This is a genomic window from Campylobacter aviculae, assembly GCF_005406215.1.
GTDB lineage: Bacteria > Campylobacterota > Campylobacteria > Campylobacterales > Campylobacteraceae > Campylobacter_D > Campylobacter_D aviculae.
Window position 1 is genome coordinate 56,996 of sequence record NZ_NXMA01000007.1, and the last position, 12,857, is coordinate 69,852.

Here is a 12,857-nt window from a genome sequence, read left to right on the forward strand (position 1 = left end):
TTAGCACTCTTTATGAGTGCTTGTGCCAATCCAACCTTTATTAAAAGTACTATACAAACAAATAATGAAGGTATTTTTATTCAAGCAAAGCGAAATGAAAGTTTTGAAATTTTTTTCCAAAATCCTAGTAAAATTAAGAGCGATTTGGATCAGCAATTAATATCTAAACTAGAAAATTTAGGACTAAAACAAATGAGTCAAGATCCAACGTATAAAATTTATCTCAATCTTGTAGATATGAAAAAACATTCTTATGCACAAAGGATAAGCACTTCAGCAAGATTTTTTTATGATTTTGATCCTTTAGAGAGTGATGGAGAATGGCTTATAGAAAACTATTATGCTATGCAATTAAATATACAAATCGTTCAAAAAAACAACATACAAAAAACGAGTTTAATTGCACGTACAGCCTATCTTGGAAATAAAAAGCGATGTCAAGTATCACTAGAAAACAAAATCGTCGATCAAATTACGAGTTTTTTTTATTTTAAATTTTAGTTCTTAAAATCTCTTCACTTGTAATTTTACTATCGAATTTAATGATTAAATTTTTTGAATTTTTATAAATATCTACAACTCCAATATTTTGGCTAAAATCTGTAAAATTTAAAGGAGTGTCTAAAGGTAAATAAATATTTTTAAACTCAGATGGATTTTTTAAGAAAAATAAAGCAATGAGCCAAAAAATAGCAAGTATAGTTAAAACAATTGCCAAAATATTTAGTTTATCCAAATGTAAAAATACCCCACCAACTATACCGCCTATAAAACTTCCCCCATAACCAAAAGCATTAAAAAGTCCCAATGCAGCCCCTTTTTCGTGTACTTTGCACAATTTTGAAGCACAGCTTTGCATAATAGGTTCATGTAAATTAAATCCAATAAAAAAAATAACTACTGCAATGATAAAAAGATTGATCGAATTTGAAAAGGCAAATAGTATATAAGAAAGAATGAAAAATGTTACACCTAAAAGCAAAATTTGTTTTGCTAAACCTCTTTTTTCTCCTAAACTTCCAGCAAATCCCATAGCAATAAAACCTGCTATCATAGAAGAAGTATAAACGATCCAAAGCTTATGAGCATCAAATCCTAAATGTTTGACTAAAATAATAGGAATACTTAAAAAGGCTATACTCATAAGCATTTTTTGCATACAGTTTGTAAAGTTCATCAAGGCTAAATTTTTTTGTTTAATAAGATGCAAAAATGGAGTTTTCTCATTTTCATGAGTGATTTTGCTTTCTTGTGGGATAACAGTGTAGAGTAAAACAATACATAAAAAAGATAAAAACGCACTCAGGTTAAAAAGACTAGACAAACCCCATTTTGCACTCATTAAAGGAGATATAACCATAGAAGCTGCGAAGCTAAGTCCTATAAAAGAACCCATAACAGCCATAGCCTTTCCTCTATTTTCTTCGGTAATAAAATCACTGATCATAGCTGTCGCAACTGCTCCTATTGCACCAGCTCCCTGAAGCATTCTACCTAGTAGCATTGTGTAGATATCGTGTGCAAAAGAACAGATTAAAGAACCAATGATAAAAATGACAAGTCCTATCAATAAAGTTTTTTTACGTCCAATTTTATCACTTAAAATTCCGAAAGGCATTTGTAAAATCATTTGAGTAAGAGCATAAATGCCTACTAAAAATCCTACTAAAAATTCATTAGCACCCTCAAGTTTTAATGCATAAAGGCTTAAAACAGGTAAAACAATAAACAGTCCAAAAAATCTAGTTCCAATAATAAAAGATAAAGGTAAGACATTGTTTAACATTATTAATTTCCTGATTATCAAAATTCCTATAAACTAAGATAATTTTACTATGAATTATATTAACACATTGTTAATTTTTAATCTTTAGCATATCTTCATCGATAATTTTATAAGTTTATATTATTTAAAATTTTTTATTTAAGTTACATAGAGTGTAGGATTTGATAATGAAAATTCTTTTAGCAACGAGTAATAAACATAAGATTTTTGAAATTAAAGAAATCTTAAAAAATTATAACTTATATGCTTTTGATGAAGTTCTTAAGCCTTTTGAAATAGAAGAAAATGGCAAAAGCTTTAAAGAAAATGCTTTGATAAAGGCTAAAGCTGTTTTTAATGCTTTAAATCAAGATCAAAAAAACGAATTTATTGTTTTAAGTGATGATAGTGGAATTTGTGTTGATGTTTTAGATGGAAAACCCGGTATTTATTCTGCTCGTTTTAGTTCTAAAGGAGATGATAAAAGCAATCGTGAAAAATTAGTATCTAAGATGAAACAATTAAATATTTATGAAAGCAAAGCTTATTATAAGGCGGCTATTGCAATAGTGAGTTTATATGGTGAGTATGTAGTACAAGCATACATGCATGGAAAAGCAATCAGCGAAGAAAAAGGAGAAAATGGTTTCGGCTATGACAGTCTTTTTATTCCAAAAGGTTTTAATAAAACTTTAGCTCAGCTTAGTTCAGATGAAAAAAATACCATTTCACATCGTTTTAAAGCATTAGAACTTGCTTTAATTGTTTTAAAGATGATAAAAAAAGGAAAAAGGGGATGAAAAAATTTATTAAATATATTGTTGTAGCTATATGTTTGTATGCTTTATATATTGGTTTGAAATCTTGGAGTTCTTAGAATAGAGACTGATTAAAAAACTAGGGAGTAGAAATAAACTTCCGCTCAAAAGTAAAATCATTACAAAAACGGTTAAGACTCCAAAATAAATCGTAGGAATAAAATTACTACTCATCATAACACTAAATCCTAATACTATACTTATAGTGGTATAATAAAGTGCCGATCCTATGCTAAGATGAGAATTTATAATGGCTTCTTCTATGGTTTTGGTTTTGATTTCTTCTTTAAAGCGATAGATATAATGAATAGCATCATCAACTCCAATGCCAATAGCAATAGCAGCTATTGTAATACTCATCATATCAAGTGGAATTTGACACAATCCCATTAGTGCAAAAACGACACTTAAAGGAATAACATTGACTAGTATGGCTATAGTAGAAAATTTCAAATCACGGAAAACAAAAATAAAAAGAATAAAAATAGCTAGTATAACAAATACAAGCGTATCAAATTGCGAAGAAAAAAGACTTTGAAGCATATTATTGTAAAGCACCATAATGCCTGTGATTTGTATTTGCACATTATCATTTTTTAAAAGTTCGTGTAAATTTTCATTAAGTTTTATCAAAAATTCATTACGTCTTAAATTCGGATCAGAATCAACAATACGCATTGTAAATCTTAATTCATTGTTTTTTATATTAACAAAAGGAGAAATAAGATCTTGTTTGAAATTTTGAGGCAAATTTTCATTTAAAAAAGCGAGTGCAAAATCATCCAAGTCCTCCCCATTGTTGATATTTTTACCCAAAATTAAAAGACTATTTAAACTAAGAACAGATCCTACAAATTTTTGATGTTCTAAAAATTCATGAACTTTTTTAGCAAGGCGTGTTTTTTGGGAATTAAACCAGTAGGTATCTTTTTTTTCTAGATTTTCAAATTCGTCTTCAAAGCTATCTAAGGTGTTATTTGAGTCGGTATTTATTTGATTATTTTTAAAGCGTATGATTACATCTAGAGGTAGGGTTCCGCCTAAATTTTTATCAATAACAAGCAATCCTTTTTTGATCTCACTGCCATCTCTGAAATAATTTACAAAAGAATTTTCAACCCTTAGTTTGGAAATTCCAAATAAGGATGTTAAAATTGCTACACAAGAAATTCCATAAATGATATAACGTTTTTTTGAGTCAAGACTTATTTTTGCACAAAATTTTAAAAAATTAAATTTAAATTCTTTTTTATGGTATTGTTTTGGCTTGAGTAAAACTAGAATGCTTGCTAAAAATAAATAGCTAAAAATCAAAGCCAAACCTATGCCTATACTCATCATAATGCCTAATTTTATAATAGGCTCTATATTGGAGAGTATAAGGGAAAAAAAGCCTATCATGGTTGTAACTATAGCGTAAAGACTAGGCTTTGCTTTAGCTAGTAAGGTTTGAAGCACAAGGCGTTGAATTTTTGCATCAGGGTGGGTTTGAGAGATTTCTATAAAATGAGTGATTAGGTGTATGACCACACTTAAAGTTATAATCAAAACTAGGGCAACGTAATTAGAAGAAATAACAGTGATTTGAAAATTTAAAAGAGCAAATACTCCGCTTGCCGCACTTAAACTGATAAAACATATAAAAAGAGGTAAAAAAACAAAGCGCCAAGATCTAAAAAAATAATACAATGCAAGTCCTAGCAAAAAAATTAAAGAAATTCCATAAATTAACAGATCAGATTTTATATAACTTATCATATCATCTGCTATCATACTAACGCCACCAAGATAAAGTTTATCGCCATTGGCTTCATATTTTTTTACAATATTTTTTATGAAATCTAAACTTTGTTTATTGATGACTTTTTGTTTATCTTGATGTTGTTTGATGGCTAGACGAATTTGGTTTTTATTTTTTTCATTTGTAGCATGATCTCGTTTTTCTATGAGTTGATTATAAATATCATCCGGTTTTAAATAAATGACAATTCCAGCAACTTTTCCATCTTTTGAAATAATATTATTTTTATAAAAAGGGCTGTTTAAAATTTCATTTTTTGCTTTTGTTTGATTAATGTCTTTGCTTTGTATATTGGGTATATTTTTCAAAAGTTCTTTAAGATCCGTGTTTTCAGAGCTTTGTAACAAAGGTGCATTGATGATGCTAAAAACACGTTCAACCAAAGGTGCATTTTCTAGATCATGATGAATTTTTTCAATTTTAGATAAATTTGTTCTTGAAAAAAGATTTCCATTTTTAGGTTCAAAGGCAAGGATTAAGAAATTATCATTTTTATAATGCTTTGAAATTTCTCTAAAGGTTTTTAGATCGACATCGTCTTCAAGCAGCAAGCTTTCAGCACTCGCATCAACACTCATTCTAAGCGTAAAAAAACTAAGAAATAGGCAAATAAAAAGTGTTCCAAAAAAAGTAATTTTTGGATGAGAAATAATAATTTTTAAAAATTTTACAAGCATTACTTAATAATAATGCCTTTAAGTTTTTGCAATAAAGCTTCAAATCCTTGATTAGATAAAATATCTCCAAATTGAGAGCGATAAGTTTGAATTATACTCACACCTAAAATATCCACATCATAAATTAACCAATCATTATTTTTATTGTAAAATTTAAAAATAATGTTTTTTTCTTCCCCATTGTCTATAATAGAAGTTGTAAGAAAATATCTTTTTTCATTTTTAAGCTCTCCATTTTTTACTTTTAAAATTTGATCTTTATAAAGATTGAGTTTATCGGTAAAACTTTTTTTAAGACTTAATTCAAAAGCTTTTGAAAATTGGTCCTGCTCTTGTTTGCTAAGTTTATCATAGTTTTTTGAAAGACTAAGCTTAGCCATAAGTTTATAATCAATAGTATTATCAAAAAGTTTAAAAATTTCATTTGCAACTAGAGTTTTATCTTTATGAGTTTGTAAAAGTTTTAAACTCTGATTGATGTTATCTTGCATAGTATTTGGAATATCATTTAAATTTAAGGCCCAAATATTTCCTAAAAATAATAATACTAGAACAATTTTTTTCATTTTTTTCCTTATTTGCTTAGTTCTTGTCTTCTTTGCTCGTAAGCATCTCTTAAGAAGGGATATAAATTCGGAGTATTATAATAAATTTCGTCAATTTCATCAAGTCTAAGACTTAATTCATTGCCAAAACCATAAGCACTAATTACTATACTTGCCCAACTAGGATCAATATAACCTATAGGATTTGCATACCAAATTGCAGGTAAGCTTAGAGTATCTCTTAAATTACTAGGTCCTAATACAGGCAATACTAAGTGAAATCCTCCGCCTACTCCCCAATGTCCCAAAACAGTTCCAAGATCAGCTGGATGTTTTTTAAAACCCATTTTAGAAGCTGGATCCATTAAGCCTCCAAAACCTAAGATCGTATTTGCTATAAATCTTTTAAATTCCTCTCCTGCTTCTTCAAATTTAAATTGTAAGACATTTCCTACAAAACGCAAAGGTGAAAATAAATTATCAAAAAAATTTCTTACACCAATACGCAAAAATTCGGGTGTGATAGCACTGTAGCCTTTAAGAATAGGACGAAAACCATAGTTGTATAAAGCCACATTGAAATCTGTCATTATATTGTTGTAAGTAGAAAGGGGATCGTTGATTTGATAATTTTGATATTCTTGCTCAAAATCGTCAAAATTTTGTTCTTTAGCAAAAGAACAAACAAGGCAAAATAATAAAAGGGATATAAATTTTATTTTCAAGATTAAACTCCTAAGTCAGGTATTTTTACGGTTGGTAATTTTAATCAATTCGTATATCCCAAAAAAACTCTACCCATTCTTTAGCTTCTCTAATTTTAAAATCAGGTTCTAAAAGAGCCGTTTTTTTATAGAAAATTGTTGCAATTTTTAATTCTATATGAGGAAATTGATCTTGTAATCTTTTTTTGATCTCTGATAAACTTTCTCCACTATCTACTATATCATCAACGAGCAAAATTTTTTTATAATTTTTAAGATCAGGAATGTTAAAAATTTCAATAGTATCAAGTTTTTTAGTATCGTCATAATGTATAGAATTGAGGCTAAAAAGTTTGCGAGTATCGAGTGCAACTGCCAAGAAGTGTCCTAAAGTCATACCGCCTCTAGCAATAGCAATAAGTGCATCTGGGTTAAATTCTTTTTTTATTTGTGTGGCTAAAAATTTAACATCTTCTTCAAAATAATCATAAGAATAAAAAAACATCAATTCCCTTTCATTGTAGTGCAATCAGTAAAAAATTACCTAAAGAAATCAAACTTAAAACAACAATACCTAGGTTGATTTTATCCCATTGACGTTTAAAAATTCTAATGAGCAAATAAGTAAGAAAACCAAAAGCAAAACCGGAGGTTATAGAATAGGTTAAAGGCATCATAATGATAGTAAAAAAGCTACCCACTGCTATAGCTTCATCTTTAAAATCTATGTTTTTAACTTCCATAAACATTAAAATTCCTACCATTATAAGTACAGGATAAATTGCATTTGCGGGTATAGCCTTAAAGAGTGGAAGTAAAAAAAGAGTTAGAACAAAACATAGTGCTACAACAAGTGCCGTAAGACCGGTTCTACCACCACTTTCCACTCCAGTTGTGCTTTCAACAAAAGCTGTTACAGTGGATGTGCCAACTAAGGATCCAAGAGTAGATCCTGCAGCGTCTGCCATTAAAGTTTTACCAAGTTTTTTTTCACCATTTTTAGCATCGTCAAATATTTTTCCTCTTTCTCCTACACCTGTAATTGTGCCAATGCTATCAAAAAGTTGAGTGATGAAAAAGGTGAGTATAATAGGGATCATACTTATATTTAGAGCACTTTTAATATCTAAATTTAAAAAAATTACTCCTAGTCCGCTAGTAGAATCAAAAGCAGGCAAAGAAAATAATTGAGTTGGAAATTGTGCTTGATCAATATGAAAAATCCAAGCAATGATTGAGCTGATTAAAACTCCAAAAATAAAAGCCCCCTTAAGTTTTATAGCCCAAAAAAAGACGATAAGCGCAAGGGTAAAAATTCCAAAAAGTACATGAGAGCTTCCAAAATTTCCTATTCCTACTAGAGTATCTTTATTGTGCACAATAATACCCATTTGACTTAGACCTAAAAAGGTGATAAAACAACCAATACCTGCACAAATTGCTAGTCTCAAATCTTTTGGTATATTTCTAATAATCCAAAGGCGAAAATGCGTAAAAGATAGGATAAGAAAAATAATACTTGAGATAAAAACTGCACCTAAAGCACTTTGCCAAGGAATTTTTTGCCCTCCACAAACCGCAAAAGTAAAATAAGCATTTAAGCCCATACCAACACTCATAGCAACAGGAGTGTTAGCAAAAAATGCATTAAAACCACTTGCTATAATGGTAACTAAAGCAGTAGCCGTGATCAAAGCTTCTATAGGCATACCCGTATTGCTTACAATCGCTGAATTAACAGGGATGATATAAACCATAGCTAAAAAGGTGGTTAATCCGGCAATCAATTCTGTGCGAAAGTTAGTTTTATTTTCTTTAAGCTTAAACAAATTTATCTCCTGTTTAATAAATTTTTAATTCATTATATAAACTATCTCGTTCTACAGGGATTAAATTGGCAGTTTTAATCATATCTATGAAAGTTTTTAAACTTGTTCCTTTTGCCGATTTCGCTCCACCAGCACTTTGAATACTTTCTTTTTCGATAGTTCCATCTAAATCATTGGCGCCAAATTCTTGTGCTACCATAGCTAAATTTAAAGTCATTGTTGCCCAATAGGCTTTGATATTTTTAATATTATCAAGTACTAAACGCGAAATGGCAACAGTTTTTAAAATTTCTTCACTATCCATAATTTTATCAGTTTGTATAAAACTATTATCTCTTTGCCATACTAAAGGAATAAAAGCGTTAAACCCACCTGTTTCATCTTGTAGATTTCTAAGTCTAAACATATGATCGATTCTGTGTTCTCTTTCTTCTATATGTCCAAAAAGCATAGTGGCATTACTTTGTTTGTCTTTTTGATGCCAAAGCTTATGAATTTTTAACCAATTTTCACTGCTAACTTTTCCGTGGCAAATTTTTTTACGAATTTCTTCATCAAAAATTTCAGCTCCTCCGCCAGGCATAGAATCCACTCCATATTCTAGCATTTTTTCAATCACTTCTTCATAACTCATCTTAAAGCGTCGGTGTAAGAAATCAATCTCAGCTGCTGTCATAGCTTTTATGTGGATATTGGGGTATTTTTCTTTGATCATTTTAAAAATTTCTAAATACCATTGCCAACTTGTATCCTTATTATGAGCAGAAACTATATGGACTTCTTTTGTGCCGCGAGTTACGGTTTCATCAACTATTTTCATGATTTCTTCATGAGTCATTATATAAGGATTTGGATTTTTGCGGTGAGCTGAAAAGGCACAAAATTTGCAAGTATCTGCACAGATATTGGTTGGATTGATATGGCGATTGATATTAAAATAAACTTTTTTACCATGAAGTTTTTCACGTTTTTTGTGAGCTAATTTACCTAGAGTGAAAAGATCTAAATCCCAAAGCATATTTGCTTCTTCTTGATTGATTCTTTCTTCGTTTTCTAATTTTTTAATTAATTTTTCTATCATTGTTTATCACTTTTTGGTTGATTTTCAAAATTCTAAAATAAACATAATAAATTCTTACTGAAAAAACTTGACTTAATTTACGCTTAAAAGCAAATTATTTTTTTAGATGAAAGTTTTTGATTATAAAGTTATTTATTCTGTTATTTTGGTTTGAAATATTTCGATAAATTGATTAAAATATTAGTGATTAAACAAACCATTAAAAAAGATAAGTTACAATAGATTCGTTTTTATTATGGTTAGTCGTAGAAAACAAAGAGCTGTTATCAAGAAAATTTTAATTAAAGAGAGTGAAAATGTGTGGAATAGTAGGCTATATAGGAAAAAATGAAAAAAAACAAACCATAGTGAATGGACTTAAAGAGCTTGAATATCGCGGTTATGATAGCGCAGGTTTAGCGGTGATGAAAGATGGAGAACTTAGTTTTTTTAAAGCTGTAGGAAAGCTTGAGAATTTATCAAATAAATGTATTGATTTTTCTAGCGAAGGCTATGGGTTTGCTATAGGCCATACGCGTTGGGCGACACATGGAAAACCAACGGAAATTAATGCACATCCACATTTAGGGCAATATTCTTGTGTGATTCATAATGGAATCATAGAAAATTATAAAGAAATTAAAGATAAATTAGAACAAAATGGCATTGGCTTTTTAAGTCAAACCGATACCGAAGTAATAGTGCAACTTTTTGAATTTTATGCTAAAGATATGGATGCATTTGATGCATTTAAAAAGACTATTGATGAATTACGTGGAGCTTTTGCGATTCTTTTGATTACAAAAAAGGATCTCAATCGTGTGTTTTTTGCTAAAAATGCCGCCCCTTTGATTGTAGGAAAAAATCAAGATCAAGAAATTTATTTTGCTAGTGGAGATGCCCCTTTAATAGGACTTTGCGATGAGGTTATTTATCTTGAAGATTTGAGCTTAGGGTATGCAAACAAAGAAGAGCTTGTGATTTTGGAAAATCATAAATTGAAACAAAATTCCTTTACCAAACTTTCAGGAGATAAAGCTTTCGCTAAGAAAGATGGATTTCGTTTTTTTATGGAAAAGGAAATTTATGAACAAAGCCGTGTTATGAGTGAAGTTTTAATGGGACGTATTGATGGAGATGAAGTCGTTTTTGACGAGCTTGAAAATGAAAATTTAAGCAATATCGAAGAAATTACTTTATGCGCTTGTGGTACAAGCTATCACGCAGCGATGGCAAGTGTTTATTTGTTTGAACGTTTAGCAAAAATTAAAGCTAAGGTTGAAATTGCAAGCGAATTCCGTTATCGAGACGCAGTGATCAAGCCTAACTCTTTATTTATTGTGATTTCTCAAAGTGGAGAAACAGCCGACACATTAGAGGCTTTAAAGATAGCAAAAGAGCAAGGTGCAAAAACTTTTGCAATTTGTAATGTAGATAATTCTAACATAGTACGTTTAGCACATTTAAGTCTTTTAACCCGTGCTGGTATTGAAAAAGGTGTAGCCTCGACAAAGGCTTTTGCAACTCAAGTTTTAACTCTTTGGATGTTAGCGATTTTTATTGCACAAAAGAAAAAAATGGATATTGCCACAGAAATTCAAGCATTGCTACATACGCCAAATTGTGTGAAAGTCAATGCAAAATTACATGAAAAAATTCATCGTTTATCTAAACGTTATCTCGATGGACATGGCTTTTTCTTTATAGGGCGTGACGTATTTTATCCTTTGGCTTTAGAGGGGGCCTTAAAATTAAAAGAACTTTCTTATTTACATGCTGAAGGTTATCCAGCAGGTGAAATGAAGCATGGTCCTATAGCATTAGCTGATTCTAAACTTTACACCATTGCATTGATGCCTAAAAATATGCTTTATGAGAAAACAAAATCTAATGTTGAAGAATTGATAGCTAGAGATTCTACCGTTCTTAGTATTTCGCCTTTAGAATTTGATTTGAGTGATGATTTTATAAAAACCAATGAACAAAGTCATTACATGTGCGAATTTTTTGAAATGATGGTAATCACCCAGCTTTTAGCTATGGAAATTTCTATTAGATTGGGCAATGATGTGGATATGCCAAGAAATCTTGCAAAAAGTGTTACTGTGGAATAATCTTAAAATATTTTTTGTGCAGTTTTGAAACAAATAACATAAAAAATTTGTAAATATTAATTAAATTGAAAATTATAAAGCTAAATTTATGTAGATTTTTGTTTAAATAAATTTAAATAAAATTTCAAACAAAAGGAATAGCTGATGCAATACAGAATTGAACACGATACTATGGGTGAGATTAAGGTTCCAGATGATAAATATTGGGGAGCGCAAACCGAGAGGAGTTTTGAAAATTTTAAAATCGGTTGCGAGAAAATGCCAAAGGTTTTAATTTATGCTTTTGCAAATCTTAAAAAATCTTTAGCTTTAGTTAATAATAGACTTGGCAAACTCGATGATGCTAAAAAAAATGCTATTGTTCAAGCGTGTGATGAGATCATTGCGGGCAAATTTGATGATAATTTTCCACTTGCGATTTGGCAAACAGGATCGGGCACTCAAAGTAATATGAATATGAATGAAGTGATTGCAAATCGTGCCACTGAAATCATGGGTGGAGATTTTCGTAAAGAAAAACTCGTACACCCAAATGATCATGTCAATATGAGTCAAAGTTCAAACGATACTTTTCCAACGGCTATGAGTATAGTTGCAGTCGAGCAAGTTGAAAAAAAACTTATTCCTACTTTAGATAAACTCATTGCGACTTTTGAAAAAAAAGTAAAAGAATTTGAAGGCATTATCAAGATAGGGCGTACCCATTTGCAAGATGCTACTCCGCTGACTTTAGCACAGGAATTTAGTGGTTATCTTTCTATGCTTTTACATTCTAAGGAGCAAATTATAGCTTCTTTACCAACCTTAAGAGAACTAGCCATTGGCGGGACAGCTGTAGGAACAGGTCTTAATGCCCATCCCGAGCTTAGCGAAAAAGTCAGTGAAGAATTAAGCAAACTTATGGGGACTAAGTTTATTTCAAGCCCTAATAAATTTCATGCTTTAACAAGCCATGATGCGATTAATTTTACTCACGGAGCTATGAAAGGTTTGGCTGCAAATTTAATGAAAATTGCAAATGATATAAGATGGTTAGCTTCGGGTCCAAGATGTGGCCTTGGAGAAATTGTTATTCCTGAAAATGAGCCAGGAAGTTCTATTATGCCGGGCAAAGTAAATCCTACTCAATGTGAGGCTATGACTATGGTTGCAGTTCAAGTGATGGGAAATGACGCTACGATTGGATTTGCTGCAAGTCAAGGAAATTTTGAACTCAATGTATTTAAGCCTGTGATCATTTATAATTTTTTACAAAGTCTTGATTTATTGGCTGATTCTATGCATTCATTCAATATCCATTGTGCTGAGGGTATAGAACCAAATCGTGCAAAAATTGATCATAATCTTCATAATTCTTTAATGTTAGTGACTGCCTTAAATCCACACATAGGTTACGAAAATGCTGCAAAGGTGGCTAAAAATGCACACAAAAAAGGAATTTCTTTAAAAGAAAGTGCTATGGAACTCGGTTTAGTAAGCGAGGAAGATTTTAATCGCTTTGTTGATCCGACTAAGATGATAGGTCCAAAAGCTTAATTTTAAAA

At 30.5% G+C, this 12,857-nt stretch carries 11 protein-coding genes; 4 read left to right on the forward strand and 7 right to left on the reverse strand.

The genetic code is table 11. The annotated features are described in order from the left end of the window. Positions 1 to 12 precede the first annotated feature (12 nt). Positions 13 to 501, forward strand: coding sequence for a hypothetical protein (locus CQA76_RS04910; protein WP_137622358.1), 489 nt, complete (start codon positions 13 to 15; stop codon positions 499 to 501). On the opposite strand, the gene CQA76_RS04915 is transcribed toward CQA76_RS04910, so the two are convergent. Continuing rightward, complete coding sequence (locus CQA76_RS04915) at positions 491 to 1,786, reverse strand: MFS transporter (RefSeq protein ID WP_137622328.1); 1,296 nt, start codon at positions 1,784 to 1,786, stop codon at positions 491 to 493. The genes CQA76_RS04910 and CQA76_RS04915 overlap by 11 nt on opposite strands. Before the next feature lie 167 nt (positions 1,787 to 1,953). Between CQA76_RS04915 and rdgB the strand changes: the two genes are divergently transcribed. Further along, positions 1,954 to 2,565: an RdgB/HAM1 family non-canonical purine NTP pyrophosphatase gene (gene rdgB / locus CQA76_RS04920; RefSeq protein ID WP_137622329.1), complete on the forward strand. Its 612-nt coding sequence runs from the start codon at positions 1,954 to 1,956 to the stop codon at positions 2,563 to 2,565. Positions 2,566 to 2,592: 27 nt separating this feature from the next. On the opposite strand, the gene CQA76_RS04925 is transcribed toward rdgB, so the two are convergent. From CQA76_RS04925 to mqnE, 6 genes are read right to left on the reverse strand one after another with little or no spacing between them, the layout of a single operon-like run. Beyond that, positions 2,593 to 5,061, reverse strand: a complete 2,469-nt coding sequence (locus tag CQA76_RS04925; RefSeq protein WP_137622330.1) for an efflux RND transporter permease subunit — start codon at positions 5,059 to 5,061, stop codon at positions 2,593 to 2,595. Next, on the reverse strand, positions 5,061 to 5,627 hold the full coding sequence (locus CQA76_RS04930; RefSeq protein WP_137622331.1) for an MlaC/ttg2D family ABC transporter substrate-binding protein: 567 nt from the start codon (positions 5,625 to 5,627) through the stop codon (positions 5,061 to 5,063). The genes CQA76_RS04925 and CQA76_RS04930 overlap by 1 nt, the downstream gene beginning before the upstream one ends. 8 nt (positions 5,628 to 5,635) lie before the next feature. After that, positions 5,636 to 6,331 carry an MlaA family lipoprotein gene (locus tag CQA76_RS04935; RefSeq protein WP_137622332.1) on the reverse strand — a complete coding sequence of 232 codons (696 nt, stop codon included), beginning with the start codon at positions 6,329 to 6,331 and terminating at the stop codon, positions 5,636 to 5,638. 40 nt (positions 6,332 to 6,371) lie between these two features. Then, positions 6,372 to 6,815, reverse strand: a complete 444-nt coding sequence (locus CQA76_RS04940) for a phosphoribosyltransferase (RefSeq protein ID WP_137622333.1) — start codon at positions 6,813 to 6,815, stop codon at positions 6,372 to 6,374. 10 nt (positions 6,816 to 6,825) lie between these two features. Further along, positions 6,826 to 8,145, reverse strand: a complete 1,320-nt coding sequence (locus tag CQA76_RS04945; RefSeq protein ID WP_137622334.1) for an NCS2 family permease — start codon at positions 8,143 to 8,145, stop codon at positions 6,826 to 6,828. Positions 8,146 to 8,152: 7 nt separating this feature from the next. Continuing rightward, a complete protein-coding gene (mqnE, locus tag CQA76_RS04950; protein WP_137622359.1) occupies positions 8,153 to 9,217 on the reverse strand; it encodes an aminofutalosine synthase MqnE in 1,065 nt (354 codons plus the stop codon). A gap of 299 nt (positions 9,218 to 9,516) precedes the next feature. Here mqnE and glmS point away from each other — a divergent pair, with 299 nt between their 5' ends. Together glmS and fumC are read left to right on the forward strand one after the other, a co-directional pair. Beyond that, the gene (glmS, locus tag CQA76_RS04955; RefSeq protein WP_137622335.1) at positions 9,517 to 11,313 is read left to right on the forward strand and encodes a glutamine--fructose-6-phosphate transaminase (isomerizing); all 1,797 of its coding nucleotides are present in this window, start codon (positions 9,517 to 9,519) and stop codon (positions 11,311 to 11,313) included. Between the two features lie 144 nt (positions 11,314 to 11,457). Beyond that, complete coding sequence (gene fumC, locus CQA76_RS04960; RefSeq protein ID WP_137622336.1) at positions 11,458 to 12,849, forward strand: class II fumarate hydratase; 1,392 nt, start codon at positions 11,458 to 11,460, stop codon at positions 12,847 to 12,849. The last annotated feature ends 8 nt before the right edge of the window (positions 12,850 to 12,857 follow it).